The sequence below is a fragment of the Jeongeupia sp. HS-3 genome (genome assembly GCF_015140455.1).
GTDB lineage: Bacteria > Pseudomonadota > Gammaproteobacteria > Burkholderiales > Chitinibacteraceae > Jeongeupia.
On sequence record NZ_AP024094.1, the window covers coordinates 3,130,995 to 3,145,817 of the forward strand.

A 14,823-nucleotide genomic window follows, 5' to 3' on the forward strand; every position below is an offset into this window, starting at 1 on the left:
TGGTGGGCGTCCTCAATCAAACCAGTTTCGCGAAGATGGCAGCACCCAGGAAGGTCACCAGCATCAGGATGCCGAAGATCATCTGGCGGCGGCCATTGGTATCGGTCACGCGCTCCGGAACCGGCAGCGGCGTACCGAGACGGGTATAGAACGGCATGCCGAGGAAGAACGCGAAGTAGATCACCGAGAACACTTGCGACAGGACGGTGCGCGGGCCATCCGGCGGCAACGCGCCGAGGATGCCAAGGCCGAAGAACGCGACCAGGAAAACCGCCAGAATCCACTTGAAGAAGGCCGGACGATAGCGGATCGACTTGACCGGGCTGCGGTCGAGCCATGGCAGGAAGGCAATCACCACCACCGCCGCGCCCATGGCCAGTACGCCCCACACCTGGGTGCCGAGGAAGGACGGGATCGCGCGCAGGATGGCGTAGAACGGCGTGAAGTACCAGACCGGCGCAATGTGCGGCGGCGTCTTCATCGGATCGGCCGGGATGAAGTTATTGTCTTCGAGGAAGTAGCCGAACATGTTCGGATAGAAGAACACGATGACGGTGAATACCGCGAGGAAGACCGCAACGCCGAAGATGTCCTTCACCGTGTAGTACGGGTGGAAGGGGATGCCATCGAGCGGAATCTTGGTTTTCGGATCCTTGAGCTTCTTGATCTCGATGCCGTCCGGATTGTTCGAGCCGACTTCGTGCAGGGCCACGAGGTGAGCGACGACCAGCGCCAGCAACACCAGCGGCACGGCAATCACATGCAGCGCGAAGAAGCGGTTCAGCGTGACATCGGAAACCACGAAGTCGCCACGAATCAGCGTCGACAGATCCGGGCCAATGATCGGCAAGGAGGCGAACAGGTTGACGATTACCTGTGCACCCCAGAACGACATCTGACCCCAAGGCAGCAGATAACCAAGGAAGGCTTCGGCCATCAGGCACAGGAAGATCAGTGTGCCGAACACCCAGACCAGCTCGCGCGGCTTCTGGTACGAGCCATAGATCAGCCCGCGGAACATGTGCAGGTAGACGACGACGAAAAACATCGATGCGCCGGTCGAGTGCATGTAGCGGATGATCCAGCCACCCGCAACGTCGCGCATGATGTATTCAACCGAGTTGAACGCCACCGAGACGTTGGTGCCTGGAATCAGGCTGCCGTCCGGCTTGTAGTTCATGGTCAGGAAGATGCCGGTGACAATCTGGATCACCAGCACCAACATGGCCAGTGAACCGAAGAAGTACCAGAAGTTGAAGTTTTTCGGCGCGTAGTACTCTGATACGTGCGCCTTCCAGGTCGAGGTGAGCGGGAAACGCTCGTCGACCCAGTTCAGGACGTTTTGTCCGATTTCTTGTGCTTTGCTCATGCCTCAGGTCTCCAGTGCCTTACTTGTCGTCGCCGATCATGATCCGCGCGTCGGACAGGTACTTGTAGGGCGGAATGATGAGGTTCTTCGGGGCCGGAACGCCGGAATAGACGCGACCTGCAAGATCGTATTTGGAGCCGTGACAGGGGCAATAGTAGCCGCCGAGCCAGTCGCCACCGAGATCGGCCGGGCCGAGGTCCGGGCGGAAGGTGGGCGAGCAGCCCAGATGCGTACAGACGCCGACGGCAACGAGAATCTCGGGTTTGATCGAGCGCGCCTCGTTCTTGCAGTTGTCCGGTTGCTCGCTCGTTTCCGATTTCGGATCGAGCAGTTGCGGATTGAGCTTGGGCAGATTGGCAAGCATCTCCGGCGTGCGTTTGAGCACCCAGACCGGATTGCCACGCCATTCGACGTTGATCTGCTGGCCCAATTCAAGCTTGCTGATATCCACCTCGACCGGTGCGCCTGCTGCCTTGGCGCGCTCGGATGGCAGGAAGCTCGCGATGAACGGTGTCGCAATGCCCGCAACCGCCCCGGCGCCGGCGACGCTGGTGGCAATCAGCAGGAAGCGCCGTTTGCTGTTATCGACTTGCTGGTCACTCATACCCAATCCCTGATGTCTGGAACTAATACCTAAACCCGTGAATTCTACCCGACCAATGGGGGAACAGGAAGCTGCCCACGCGGTCTGCGCAGGCAACTGGGCATGCAGGGGCGGTGCGGGTTTTAGTGACTCGATCCGGCGCGGAGATAGCGGGGGAGCTCGTCGGCCAGTTGTGCGGCGACGGCCGGGGTGATCTCGCTGAGTGCTTCGCGAGTGGTGCCGGGGTAGCTGACCTGGAAGACCCGGGCGGACAACTTCCAGCTTTTGCCCGATGGCGTCAGCTCGTAGCGCATCCGCGCTTCGGTGGGTACCTTGGCACGCGGCACCGCTTGCTTGAATTCCACCCGGTTCGCCGTGCGTGCCAGTACCCGCATGCCTTTCTGGGTGCGATAGGCGACCACGTCATCAAGAATGGCCTGCGGCGTGCGGCCGTCGATCAGCACACTAGGCGCTGTGCTGCCTTGTTGCGGCATTGTCGGGGCGGGCGTTGGTACGGTGCCGGTGGCCGGATCTTGGAGAGGTGTGCTGGCACAGGCTGCGAGCAACAGGCTGGCGGCAAGCAGGGCAAGGCGTCGCATGTTCATACCGGATTCTCGATGTCGAGATGAATAAGTTCCAGACCGAACTGTCTGGCCAAATGTTCCCCAAGTGCGCGCACGCCGTAACGTTCGGTCGCATGATGGCCTGCGGCGATGAAGGCGACGCCGGTTTCGCGGGCGAGGTGGGTAACGAATTCCGAGGCTTCGCCGGTGAGGAAGGCATCGATGCCGAGATTCACGGCCTCGTGGAAATAGCCCTGCGCGCCACCGGTGCACCATGCCACCCGCCGGATCGGTCTGGCTGCGTCGCCGATCACTAGCGGTTCGCGATCGAGTGCGGTAGCGATGCGGCGGGCAAAGTCGGCCAGCGTGGCCGGTTCGGCTAGCTCGCCGATCCAGCCTAGCTCTTGATCGCCGAAGCGGCCAGTGGCGGTCAGGCCAAGCCGTTCGCCTAGCTGGGCGTTATTGCCGAGCTCGGGGTGGGCGTCGAGCGGCAGATGGTAGGCGAACAGATTGACATCGGCCTTGATCAGCGCGGCGATGCGCGCCTTCTTGGTGCCGCGAATCGCTGCGGCTTCGCTCTTCCAGAAATAGCCGTGATGCACCAGCAGTGCATCGGCACCGATCGCGACTGCGGCATCCACTGCCGCCTGACTGGCGGTGACCGCCGTAGCCAGTTTGACGATGGTTTCGCGGCCCTCGATTTGCACGCCGTTTGGACAATAGTCTCGGAAGCGGTCAACCGAGAGCAGTTGTCCGATATAATTTTCCAATTCGAATCTTGCGATCAACGTCATTCTGCCGATGAAAAAGCTATGGTTGATTTTCGCACAAACGGCCACGGTCGGCCTTGCGGTCTGGTTTGTGATCACGCTGGTCGCGCCACAATGGCTGCCGCGCGCGGTGACCGACGTGGTTACGGTCAGGCAATCGCCGGCGACGGCCTCTGCGCCCGCGGTTGCGCCGAGTAGTTATCACGATGCCGCGCACCGGGCGATGCCGGCCGTGGTTAATATCTATACCGCCAAGGATGTAAAAACCAAGAGTCATCCCTTGTTGAACGACCCGTTCTTCAAGCGTTTCTTTGATGACCGCTTCGGTGGCGACGATAGCCAGCGCGCGTCCAGCCTTGGTTCCGGCGTGATCGTGTCCGATCGCGGCTACATCATTACCAATAATCATGTGGTCGAATCGGCCGACGAAATCGAGGTCGCGCTTGCCGACGGACGGACGGCCGAGGCCACGATCATCGGCAGCGATCTGGATACCGACCTGGCGGTGATCAAGATCGATCTGGATGCGCTGCCAACGCTGAGCTTCGCCGACGTCAAGCGCATGCAGGTCGGCGATGTGGTGCTGGCGATCGGCAATCCCTTCGGCGTTGGCCAGACGGTGACCATGGGCATCGTCTCGGCGCTGGGCCGTTCGCAACTAGGTATCAACACCTTCGAGAACTTCATCCAGACCGACGCCGCGATCAATCCGGGCAACTCGGGTGGTGCGCTGGTCGATGCCAGCGGCAGTCTGGTCGGGATCAATACGGCGATTTACTCGCGCAGCGGCGGCTCGCTCGGTATCGGTTTCGCAATTCCGGCGACGACGGTGCGGCAGGTCATGGATGAAATCATCAAGACCGGTAGCGTTACCCGCGGCTGGCTCGGGATCGAGGCGCAGGACGTGACGCCAGAGCTGGCGGCCTCGTTCAAACTGGCCGATGCCCACGGGGCGCTGATTGCCGGGGTGGTGCGTACCGGCCCGGCGGATGCCGCTGGCATGCGGCCTGGCGATATTTTGCTGAGCATTGCCGGCAACCCGGTCAAGGATTCGTCGGACATGCTCAATCAGATTGCCGGACTCAAGCCCGATACCGAGGTGCCGATTGGCATCTACCGGGCTGGAAAACCGCAATCGGTAATGGTGAAAATCGGCAAGCGGCCACGGCTGAGCGGTCGCTGAAATCAGCATGATGCCAAATGACGAACGCCCCGCAATGCGGGGCGTTTTGCCGTGGGTGTGCCGCCCTGCGGCTCAGCTTCCCTGCAGCAAGACCATTTCCGCAGCCGCAAGGTTTTCGGGTTCGCCAAGCAGCACCAGTACATCATTCTCCTGCAGCACCAGCTCGTCGCCCGGCTGGGTCGGCGGCAAGGCCTTGCGGCGAACGCTTTTAACTTCGACGTGCAGGCCGGCGAGATCAATGTCGCCAAGGCTGCGACCGATGGCGCTGGCGTCATGGCTGAGATGGATGGTGTGCAGGCGTGGCAGGTTGGCGCTCTCTTCCATGTCCTCGGTGGTGCCGCGGAAGAAGCCGCGGAACATCTGGTAGCGATCCTCCCGCACGTGGCGGATGCGCTTGAGCACGGTATTGAGCGGCACGCCAAGCATCATCAGCGTGTGCGACGCCAGCATCAGGCTGCCTTCGAGGATTTCGGCGACCACCTCGGCAGCACCGGCGTTCTTGAGCTTGTCGATATCGGTTTCATCATAGGTGCGCACGATCACCGGCAACTCGGGACGGATCTGGTGCGCCAGTTCGAGGATTTTCATCGCCGAATGGGTGTCGGCATAGCTGACCACCAGCGCGCGGGCGCGCATCAGCCCGGCCGCCATCAATACCTCCCGCTTGGCCGCATCGCCGTAGACGACCGATTCGCCGGCGGCGGCGGCATCACGGACCTTTTCCGGATCAAGGTCTAAAGCGAAAAAAGGGATATGTTCCTCGGTCAGAATTCGCGACAGGCTTTGGCCGCTACGGCCGTAACCACAGACGATCACATGCCCCTGGCTTTGCATCGTCCGTACCGCGATCTGGTGCAGATTGGCGGCCATATTCATCCACTCGGATGCCGCCAGCCGCAGTACCAGTTTGTCCGAGTGCTGGACAATGAACGGCGTCGCCAGCATCGACAGAATGATCGCCGCCGTCGTCGCCTGCATCAGCGGTTCGGGCAGCAGTTTGCCGCTGGCGGCCAGCGTCAGCAGCACGAAGGCGAACTCGCCGCCCTGTCCCAGTGCGAAGCCGGTTCGCAGCGAGACACCGGCGCTGGCGCCGAACCAGCGGGCCAGTCCGGCGATCATGGCGATTTTCAGCGGCAGCAGGATCACCAGAATGATCAATACCAGCCACCACTGGGTAGCGAGCTGACTGAAATTGAGCGTCATGCCGACGGTAACGAAAAACAGCCCGAGCAGCAGGTCGCGAAAGGGGCGGATATCGTCTTCGACCTGATAACGGTATTCGGTTTCGGCGATCAGCATGCCGGCGAGAAAGGCACCGAGTGCCAGCGACAGCCCGGAAAGCTCGGTCAGCCAGGCGATGCCGAGCGTCACCAGCAGCAGGTTGAGCATGAACAGCTCGCTCGAATGCTGCTTGGCGACAAGGTTGAACCACGGCCGCATCAGCTTCTGGCCCAGGCTGAGCAAGACGAACAGCACGACGACGATCTTCAGCGCCGCGATGCCGAGCGCGCTGACGAGTTCTTCGCCGGGCTGGCCCAGCACCGGCAGCATGATCAAGAGCGGTACGACCGCGAGATCCTGGAACAACAGGATGCCGATGGCGTTCTGGCCGTGTGCGGCGTTGAGTTCGTTGCGGTCGGCCAGCAGCTTGGACACCATCGCGGTCGACGACATCGCCAGCGCCCCACCCAGCGCCAGCCCGGCGGCCCAGTCGAGCCGGACGATCAAGACCAGGCCGATGATCACCAGCAGCACCATCGCGCCGACCTGCGCCGCGCCAAGGCCGAACACGATGCGGCGCATCGCCTTGAGCTTGGCGAGGTTGAATTCGAGCCCGAGCGTGAACATCAGGAACACCACGCCGTATTCGGCCAGATGCGTGGCCTCCTCGCTGCTGGCGATCAGGCCGAGCGCGTGCGGGCCGATCAGCATGCCGACGAAAAGGTAGCCAAGCATCGCCGGCAGCTTGACCAGACGGCACAGCACCACGGTGATCACCGCGGCGGCGAGCAACAACAGCAGGGAGGAAAGTTGAACGGGCATGGCTGCGGCGTGAAGGTTCCAAGGGTAACACTGGCAAAAATTATACCCGCCGGATCGACCAGCTTGCTGGCGGGGGCATGCGTGGCTCTTTTATACTGAGCCCCATGAGTGAAAACACGCAATCCAGATCGCTGGCGCAAGCCCGGCAGGTGCTGACGATCGAAGCCGACGCGATTGCCGCGATGGCCAACCGGCTGGACCACCGTTTTGATGCCGCCTGCGCGCTGCTGCTTGGCTGCCCCGGTCGGGTCGTCGTGACCGGCATGGGCAAATCGGGCCACATCGCCCGCAAGATCGCCGCGACGCTGGCGAGTACCGGCACCACGGCGATGTTCGTCCACCCGGCCGAGGCCTTGCATGGCGATCTGGGCATGATCACCGCCGATGATGTGGTGCTGGCACTGTCGTATTCGGGCGAAAGTGATGAATTATTGTCCATCCTGCCCAGCCTGAAGCGCATGGGCGTCAAGGTGATCGCGATGACCGGGCGCGAGGATTCGACGCTGGGTCGCGCCGCCGATATCTGGCTCGACGCCGCTGTCGCGCAGGAAGCCTGCCCGCTGAATCTGGCCCCGACCGCGAGTACGACTGCGGCGCTGGCGCTCGGCGACGCGCTCGCGGTGGCGCTGCTCGACGCACGCGGTTTCAAGGCCGAGGATTTTGCGTTGTCCCACCCCGGCGGCAGTCTGGGTCGGCGCCTGCTGGTACTCGTGCGCGATGTGATGCACGCCGGCGACGAGCTGCCGGTTGTGCGCGATGATGTGCTGCTGCGCGATGCATTGATGGAAATCAGCCGCAAGGGAATGGGCATGACCGCCGTGGTCGACGCCGCCGGTGCACTGGTCGGGGTCTTCACCGATGGTGACCTGCGCCGTGCGCTCGACGAGGGGCGCGACGTGATGTCGACGCCGGTCGCGCAAGTGATGACCCGCAATCCTTTGACGATCGATGCCGATCATCTGGCCGCCGAGGCGGTGCAAGTGATGGAAAAGCGCCGTATCAACGGCTTGCTGGTGCTCGACGCCGGCAAGCTTGCCGGTGCGCTGAACATGCACGATCTGTTGCGGGCCCGGGTCGTCTGAGCCGCCTTTTTCAAAGATTCAAGGGAATTTAAAATGCAGGAAAAAGCACGTGCCGTGCGGCTGATGATTTTTGACGTGGACGGCGTCATGACCGATGGTGGTCTGTATTACAACGATGCGGGTGAAGAAATGAAGGCCTTCAATTCGCTCGACGGTCATGGTCTGCGCATGCTGCAGCAAACCGGAGTGAGGGTCGCGATCATCACCGGCCGGACCTCCCGACTGCTAGAACACCGCGCCAGCAATCTTGGCATCGACTTCGTTTATCAGGGCTCGCACGACAAGCTGGCGACGTTCGGCGAATTGCTCGCAGCCGCCGGTGTCGCCGCCGAGGAGTGCGGCTATATGGGTGATGACGTGATTGATCTGCCGGTGATGCGTCGCGCGGCCTTTGCCGTTGCGGTACCGGATTCGCCCGACATCGTGTTGCAGAATGCGCACTACGTCACCGTTCGCGGCGGTGGTCGTGGCGCGGTGCGCGAAGTGTGCGAGGTGATCATGCAGGCGCAAGGCACTTACGATGGGCTGATCGCCCACTACCTGCGTTGAGATGATGGGCGGACTGTCGACCAAACTTTTGCCGATTGTCTTGCTGGCGACACTGGGGGCGCTGGTGCTGATCCTCAACGAGGTCGCCCGTGTGCCCTCGTTCGAGCAGCCCGAGCGACCGAGTGATCCGGACCTGGTGGCGCATGGCGCGACCGCGTTCCGTTTCGGCCAGGATGGCAAGCTGCTGTCGCGCATTTATGCCGACCGGCTTCGCCATTACCCCAAGGGCGACACCAACTGGCTGGATCAGCCGCGTATCCACTACACCAAGCCCGATTCGGCCGAGCTGACCGTCGTTGGCGCACGCGCACGCACCGAACAAAATGGTACTCTCGTCTGGTTTCCCGATGATGCCAAGCTGACCCGGGCGCCGACTGCGGACAAGCCGCAGCTTGATGTGGTGAGCTCGGATGTATGGGTCAAACCGAACGAACGCTACGTCTGGTCCAAGGCGCCGATGACCGGCACCATGGGCGCATACACCCTGTCCGGTACCGGCTTCAAGGCCGACCTCGACAAGGAAACCCTGGAACTTCTCTCCAAAGTGAGCACCATCTATGTCCCGCCGCCGCCGCGCCGTTGAGTTTGCTGCGCTGACCCTGCTGGCCGCCTCCGCCGTCCAGGCAGAAACTGCCGACCGCGAAAAGCCGATGAATATCGAGGCGGATCACGCCAACTTCGATCAGAAGAACAATATTGGCGTCTATACCGGCAATGTCATCATGGTGCAGGGCACGATGACGCTGAAGGCCGCCAAGGTCACCATGCGTCAGGACGCCGACGGCAACCAGTTCTCGCAAGGCGAAGGCAGTCCGGTCAAGTTCCGGCAGCGCATGGATACCGGCGAATGGATCGATGCCAACTCGCTGCGTTACGACTACGACAGCAAGACCGGCATTCTCAAGCTGATCAACAAGGCCTGGGTGCGCCGCGATACCGGTGACGAAGTGATTGGCGACGTAATCGTCTACGATATGGCCTCGTCGACGTATCAGGCGCAGACCGATGGCAAACCGGGCAGTCGGGTCAATATCACGCTGATCCCGAAGAAAAAGGATGCCAGCGCACCCGCTGGCAAGGCCGCAGCAAAGCCGGCGGCGAAACCTGCCGCCAGCAAGCCCGCCGAGGCGGCGAGCGCGCCAAAAGCGCGCAGCAGCTCCTGGAGCAAGGACGCACAATGAGCGAAGGCAAGGCCGTGCTGAGCGCCGGTGGCTTGATGAAGCGCTATAAAAAGCGCACCGTCGTCAAGGACGTGTCGATCGATGTCGCCGCCGGTGAGGTTGTCGGTCTGCTGGGCCCAAATGGTGCCGGCAAAACGACGAGCTTTTATATGATCGTTGGCCTTGTTGCCAAGGATGGCGGTGAAATCCGCCTGGACGACATCGATATCGGCCATCTGCCGATGCACGAACGTGCCCGCATGGGCGTCGGCTATCTGCCGCAAGAGGCGTCGATTTTCCGCAAGATGACGGTCGAGCAGAACATTCTGGCGGTGCTCGAGCTGCACGTTGCCGACAGGGTCGAACGCGCCCGGCAGCTTGATGCGCTACTCGAAGATCTGCATATCTCGCATCTGCGTGAAAACAATGCCATGAGCCTCTCCGGCGGCGAGCGCCGTCGTGCCGAGATTGCCCGTGCACTGGCGGCGAGCCCGCGCTTCATCCTGCTGGACGAGCCGTTCGCCGGCGTCGACCCGATCGCGGTGATGGACATCCAGCGCATCATTCGCTTCCTCAAGGAACGCGGTATCGGAGTCCTGATTACCGACCACAATGTGCGCGAAACGCTGGGGATCTGCGATCGTGCGTACATCATCTCCGAAGGCTCGGTGATGGCCTCGGGCTTGCCGAGCGAAATCATCGCCGATGAACAGGTACGCAGGGTTTATCTCGGTGAACATTTCCGGATGTAAGGCGGGCGCATGAAGCAATCGCTGCAACTTCGCCTTTCGCAACAGCTCAATCTGACGCCGCAGCTGCAGCAGTCGATCAAGCTGCTGCAGTTGTCGACGCTTGATTTCCAACAGGAGGTCGAGCGCTTCCTGGCCGAAAACCCGCTGCTTGAGCGCGGCGAAGACAATCACGCCTCAAGCGAAGGCGAAGGTAGTGCCGAAGCGCCGACCGAGAACAGCAGCAGCGACGATGCGCCGGCGAGCGAGTCGGCGTTCGACAACGACGACTGGGGCTGGGAAGGCAGTGGCGGCGGCGCGCGTGGCAGCGGTGATGACGACGATGATTTCGACCCCGCCAGCAACATCGCCCGCGAGCTGACCCTGCGCGAGCATCTGCTGGCGCAAGCCGGGCTGCTGCCGATTCCGTTGCGGGATCGCGCCGCGCTGACCTGGTTGATCGACGCGCTCGACGACGACGGCTTTCTGACCCAGCCGCTTGAGGAAATCCTCGCGCTGTTGCCGGCGGAACTTGCCGGCGAGTTCGAGTTCGAATCCGATGACCTTGCGATTGCCCTGGCGCGGCTCAAGCAGCTCGAACCGCTGGGCGTCGGCGCGAAAGATATGGCCGAGTCGCTGGCTTTGCAACTGGCGGTCTTGCCACTCTCTGACGCACGTCAACTTGCGTTGGGGATTGTGCGGGACAGCCTCGATTTGCTCGCGGCACGGGACTACACTAGGTTGAAACGTCGCCTGAAATGCGATGAAACGGAGCTGAAGGCAGCGCAAGCGCTGATCGTCAGCCTGAATCCGCGGCCAGGCGCGCAATGGAGCGACGAATCGTCGCATTATGTTGTCGCTGATGTACTGGTCAGCAAGCTCAAGGGGCAGTGGCGAGTGCGCTTGAACGACGCGGCCAGACCCAAGCTCAGGGTCAATCGGATGTACGCCGATATCCTGCAACGCAGTGATGGCGGTTCGATGGCCCGCGAGTTGCAGGAAGCCAAATGGCTGGTCAAGAGTGTCCAGCAGCGTTTCGACACCATCCTGCGCGTCGGTCAGGCGATCGTTGATAAGCAAAGCGCGTTCTTTGAACATGGTGAAATCGCGATGCGGCCCTTGGTGCTGCGCGATATTGCCTCCGAGCTTGATCTGCACGAATCCACCGTTTCGCGGGTGACCACCCAGAAGTACATGCTCACGCCGCGCGGAATTTTCGAGTACAAGTATTTCTTCGGCAGCCATGTCGAAACCGAAGCCGGCGGGGAAGCTTCCGCTACTGCGATCAAGGCGCAGATTCGCCAGCTGATCCAGCAAGAGGACAAGCAAAAGCCTTTATCGGATAGTGCCATCGCTGATGCGTTGGCGGGGCAAGGGGTCGTGGTTGCGCGACGAACCGTTGCCAAGTACAGGGAGGCGATGCAAATCTCTCCCGTCAATCTGCGCAAATGCCTGTAACGGCGATTTACCTGAAGGAGAAGACCTATGAACCTCAATATCAGCGGCCATCACCTCGAAGTGACTCCGGCGATTCGTGATTACATCACGAGTAAACTCGACCGAATCACACGCCATTTTGACGCGGTGATCGAAGTGGGCGTCGTCCTGTCGGTCGAACGCCTGCAGCAGAAAATTGAGGCAACCGTGCATGTGCCGGGTAAGGCGATCCACGTGGAGGCAATTGACGAAGACATGTATGCCGCGATCGACGCGCTGGCCGACAAGCTTGACCGGCAGGTCGTCAAGCACAAGGAAAAACGGAATGATCACGATGGCGAGAGCATCCGCCGTCAGGTCGTAGCGGAGGAGTAAGTGTCCTTTTCCTGCCAACGGGAACCCGATAAACGGGTTCCCGTTTTTATTTATGCGCCGGCTGACGATACAATGATGCGCTTCGACGTTCCTCCTGCTCATGGATTCTCGCAATGAGCCTGATTTCCAAAATTCTGCCGACGCAAAATGTCTTTCTCGACATGGACGTTGGCAGCAAAAAGCGCGTATTTGAACAAGTCGGCATTCTGTTCGAAAACAGTCACGGCATTGCCCGTAGTGTGATTTTCGATAGCCTGTTCGCGCGTGAAAAGCTCGGCTCGACCGGCCTCGGTCAGGGCGTGGCGATTCCTCACGGCCGGATCAAGGGCCTGAAGGAAGCCACGGGCGCTTTCGTGCGCCTGAAGGAAGCGATTCCCTACGATGCACCCGATGGCAAGCCGGTATCGCTGCTTTTCGTGTTGCTGGTGCCGGCCAACGCTACCGATTTACACCTGCAGATTCTGTCTGAGTTGGCTCAGCTTTTTTCGGACAAATCGGTGCGTGAGCAACTGGCGACGTTCGACGAGCCCGGTCAGGCGTACAAGCTGATTTCCACCTGGGAGCCGTACGCGGGCTTCTGAGATACTGCTCACGATCTTGCTGCGCAGCCCTGATCGGGCTTCGAGTGCTGCTCGAAACCCTCATGTACTTTATACATTCCGGTTTCTGCACTGCGCGTCACCCCGCTGGCGACAGATCGTGAACAGGTTCTAAGCAGCGCCGCTCCCGGGTAAGCTCAAGGGGTGGTGCGTGTTGCCCCGCCCTTGTCTTTGACTTCACAGCCCATGAGCGACCATGCCGCAGATCACGACCAGGCAACTCTTCATTGATAATGCCGAGAAGCTGCGGCTGACCTGGGTTGCCGGCCAGTCCGGCGCCAACAATCTGCTCACGAATGATTCTGCCGAGCAGAAGCCCATTCTGGCGCTGGTTGGCCACCTGAACTTCATTCACCCGAACCGGATTCAGGTGCTCGGCATTGCCGAGACCAAGTACTTTCTCGACCTCTCGCCCGAGGCGCAGCGTGAGTCGGTCGACCTGCTGTTTGCCAGCGAAATGGCGGCAATGATCATTGCCAACGGCCAGCCTGTTCCCGATGCCTTGCGCGAGGGCGCCGAGCGTCATCACGTACCGCTGTTGACCAGTCCTGAACAATCGCCCTATCTGATGGATGTGCTGCGCTACTATCTGGCCAAGGCGCTGGCGGTATCGACCCATCTGCATGGCGTGTTCCTCGATGTACTCGAAGTCGGCGTGCTGCTGACCGGTGAATCGTCGATGGGTAAGAGCGAGCTGGCGCTGGAGTTGATTTCGCGCGGCCACGGTCTCGTTGCCGACGATGTGGTCGAGGTGTATCGCACCAATCCCGAAACGCTCGAAGGCCGCTGCCCGCCGATGTTGCGTGATTTCCTTGAGGTGCGCGGGATCGGCGTGCTGAATATCCGCACCATTTTCGGCGAAACCGCCGTGCGGCCGAAAAAGACGCTGAAGCTCATCATTCATCTGGCCAAGGCCGGCGGAGATACGCTGGCACCGATTGACCGTTTGCAAATGCAGGCGGCGACGCAAGAAATCCTTGGTGTGCCAACGCGTAAACTGGTGATCCCCGTGGCCGCCGGCCGCAACCTGGCGGTATTGGTCGAGGCCGCGGTGCGAAACTACATTCTGCAATTGCGCGGTATTGATTCAACCCGCGAGTTTATCGAACGCCATCAGCGTTTCATGGAAATGGGTGAGTAGCCCGAAGGAGCTTTGCGCATGTCCTGGAGTCGTCAACAGGTAGTGCTGTTGTCCGGCCTGTCCGGCGCCGGCAAGAGTGTTGCGCTCAAGGCCCTGGAGGACCTCGGTTACTTCTGTATCGATAATCTGCCGGCGCCCTTGTTGCCACAAACGGTAGCGATGCTCGACGAGGATGGCTATCCGCGCGTGGCCATCGCCATCGATGCGCGCAGCGCGCACAACCTGGCCAGCTTTCCGCTGCACTACGAGGCTTTGGTGGAGCTTGGGCTGGATGTGCGCCTGATGTATCTGGAATCGAACAACGAAACGCTGGTGAAGCGTTTCTCCGAGACACGTCGCAGTCATCCGCTCGCCAATGGCGAGCTGACGGTGAGCGAATCGATCCAGCTTGAGCGCGAAATGCTGTCCTATTTTGCCGAGCTGGCGCACCGCATCGATACCAGCGGCTTGTCGGCCAACCAGCTACGCGCCTGGGTACGCGAGTTCGTCGCACTCGACCGCAGCAAGCTGACCTTGATCGTGCAGTCGTTCGGCTTCAAGCATGGGCTGCCTCTGGATGCCGATTTCGTGTTTGACGTTCGTTGCCTGCCCAACCCGCATTACGACCCGGTGATGCGGCCGCTGACGGGCAAGGATCAGCCGGTGATCGATTTTCTCGAGCGCCAGCCGCAGGTTGGCCGCTATCTCACGCATGTGCTTGGGTTCCTTGAGCGCTGGTTGCCCGAGTTCGATCGCGATAATCGCAGCTATGTGACCCTTGCGATCGGTTGCACTGGGGGACAACACCGTTCGGTGTATCTGGCTGAACAACTGGGCAAGCATTTCTCCACGCATCGGCAGGTGTTGATACGGCATCGCGAGCAATATCCCTGACTAGCCTGCGTGCGGGGGACTGGCTGACACTGGGAGGCGGCTTGCTGCTGATCATCGCTAGCGCGATCTGGGGTTGGCAGGGCGGCCGCGCCGCGCAGGTGCGGGTATATCAGGGCGGCAAACTGTTCGCTCAGGTTGATCTGGCCGCGACGCGCACGCTGGTCGTGCCGGGGCCGCTGGGCGATACGGTCATTGAGATCGCGGCCGGCAAGGCGCGCATCGCGGCCGATCCAAGCCCGCGACAATACTGCGTGCGTGAAGGCTGGCTGACGCAAGCCGGCGAGGCGGCCATCTGTTTGCCGAACCGCACCAGTGTCGAGCTGGTCGGCAATGGGGGGAGGGGATTTGACAGCCTCAGTTACTGAGCT

General features: G+C 61.1%; 17 protein-coding genes. 12 read left to right on the forward strand and 5 right to left on the reverse strand.

Going from position 1 to position 14,823, the window contains the following annotated elements; all coding sequences use genetic code 11:
* Positions 1–16: 16 nt before the first annotated feature.
* The 4 genes from JLC71_RS15115 to JLC71_RS15130 form a co-directional block, all read right to left on the reverse strand.
* Positions 17–1,369, reverse strand: a complete 1,353-nt coding sequence (locus JLC71_RS15115; RefSeq protein WP_200916418.1) for a cytochrome b — start codon at positions 1,367–1,369, stop codon at positions 17–19.
* Positions 1,370–1,388: 19 nt separating this feature from the next.
* Positions 1,389–1,973, reverse strand: coding sequence for a ubiquinol-cytochrome c reductase iron-sulfur subunit (gene petA / locus JLC71_RS15120; RefSeq protein WP_200916420.1), 585 nt, complete (start codon positions 1,971–1,973; stop codon positions 1,389–1,391).
* A gap of 122 nt (positions 1,974–2,095) precedes the next feature.
* Positions 2,096–2,557 carry a hypothetical protein gene (locus JLC71_RS15125; RefSeq protein ID WP_200916422.1) on the reverse strand — a complete coding sequence of 154 codons (462 nt, stop codon included), beginning with the start codon at positions 2,555–2,557 and terminating at the stop codon, positions 2,096–2,098.
* Complete coding sequence (locus tag JLC71_RS15130) at positions 2,554–3,309, reverse strand: Nif3-like dinuclear metal center hexameric protein (protein ID WP_200916424.1); 756 nt, start codon at positions 3,307–3,309, stop codon at positions 2,554–2,556. The genes JLC71_RS15125 and JLC71_RS15130 overlap by 4 nt, the downstream gene beginning before the upstream one ends.
* A gap of 7 nt (positions 3,310–3,316) precedes the next feature.
* Here JLC71_RS15130 and JLC71_RS15135 point away from each other — a divergent pair, with 7 nt between their 5' ends.
* Positions 3,317–4,468, forward strand: a complete 1,152-nt coding sequence (locus JLC71_RS15135) for a S1C family serine protease (RefSeq protein ID WP_200916426.1) — start codon at positions 3,317–3,319, stop codon at positions 4,466–4,468.
* A 72-nt stretch (positions 4,469–4,540) separates the two neighbouring features.
* Here the strand turns inward: JLC71_RS15135 and JLC71_RS15140 are convergent, their stop codons facing one another.
* A complete protein-coding gene (locus tag JLC71_RS15140; protein WP_200916428.1) occupies positions 4,541–6,511 on the reverse strand; it encodes a monovalent cation:proton antiporter family protein in 1,971 nt (656 codons plus the stop codon).
* Between the two features lie 104 nt (positions 6,512–6,615).
* On the opposite strand from JLC71_RS15140, the gene JLC71_RS15145 reads away from it, so the two are divergent.
* From JLC71_RS15145 to JLC71_RS15195, 11 genes are all read left to right on the forward strand, one after another.
* Positions 6,616–7,593, forward strand: coding sequence for a KpsF/GutQ family sugar-phosphate isomerase (locus tag JLC71_RS15145; RefSeq protein ID WP_200916429.1), 978 nt, complete (start codon positions 6,616–6,618; stop codon positions 7,591–7,593).
* Between the two features lie 33 nt (positions 7,594–7,626).
* Positions 7,627–8,142 carry a KdsC family phosphatase gene (locus JLC71_RS15150; protein WP_200916430.1) on the forward strand — a complete coding sequence of 172 codons (516 nt, stop codon included), beginning with the start codon at positions 7,627–7,629 and terminating at the stop codon, positions 8,140–8,142.
* 1 nt (position 8,143) lies between these two features.
* Positions 8,144–8,725, forward strand: a complete 582-nt coding sequence (gene lptC / locus JLC71_RS15155) for an LPS export ABC transporter periplasmic protein LptC (protein WP_200916431.1) — start codon at positions 8,144–8,146, stop codon at positions 8,723–8,725.
* Entirely contained in the window at positions 8,700–9,323 is a 624-nt protein-coding gene (gene lptA, locus JLC71_RS15160; RefSeq protein ID WP_200916432.1) for a lipopolysaccharide transport periplasmic protein LptA, read from the forward strand. Before lptC ends, lptA begins: the two co-directional genes overlap by 26 nt.
* Positions 9,320–10,054, forward strand: coding sequence for an LPS export ABC transporter ATP-binding protein (lptB, locus tag JLC71_RS15165; protein WP_200916433.1), 735 nt, complete (start codon positions 9,320–9,322; stop codon positions 10,052–10,054). The genes lptA and lptB overlap by 4 nt, the downstream gene beginning before the upstream one ends.
* Before the next feature lie 9 nt (positions 10,055–10,063).
* Positions 10,064–11,488, forward strand: coding sequence for an RNA polymerase factor sigma-54 (locus tag JLC71_RS15170; protein WP_200916434.1), 1,425 nt, complete (start codon positions 10,064–10,066; stop codon positions 11,486–11,488).
* 27 nt (positions 11,489–11,515) lie between these two features.
* Complete coding sequence (gene hpf / locus JLC71_RS15175; RefSeq protein ID WP_200916435.1) at positions 11,516–11,842, forward strand: ribosome hibernation-promoting factor, HPF/YfiA family; 327 nt, start codon at positions 11,516–11,518, stop codon at positions 11,840–11,842.
* Between the two features lie 113 nt (positions 11,843–11,955).
* Positions 11,956–12,423, forward strand: coding sequence for a PTS sugar transporter subunit IIA (locus JLC71_RS15180; RefSeq protein WP_200916436.1), 468 nt, complete (start codon positions 11,956–11,958; stop codon positions 12,421–12,423).
* 214 nt (positions 12,424–12,637) lie between these two features.
* Entirely contained in the window at positions 12,638–13,582 is a 945-nt protein-coding gene (gene hprK / locus JLC71_RS15185) for an HPr(Ser) kinase/phosphatase (RefSeq protein ID WP_200916437.1), read from the forward strand.
* A gap of 18 nt (positions 13,583–13,600) precedes the next feature.
* Complete coding sequence (gene rapZ, locus JLC71_RS15190; protein ID WP_200916438.1) at positions 13,601–14,455, forward strand: RNase adapter RapZ; 855 nt, start codon at positions 13,601–13,603, stop codon at positions 14,453–14,455.
* A gap of 41 nt (positions 14,456–14,496) precedes the next feature.
* Positions 14,497–14,820, forward strand: a complete 324-nt coding sequence (locus tag JLC71_RS15195) for a NusG domain II-containing protein (protein WP_236250913.1) — start codon at positions 14,497–14,499, stop codon at positions 14,818–14,820.
* The last annotated feature ends 3 nt before the right edge of the window (positions 14,821–14,823 follow it).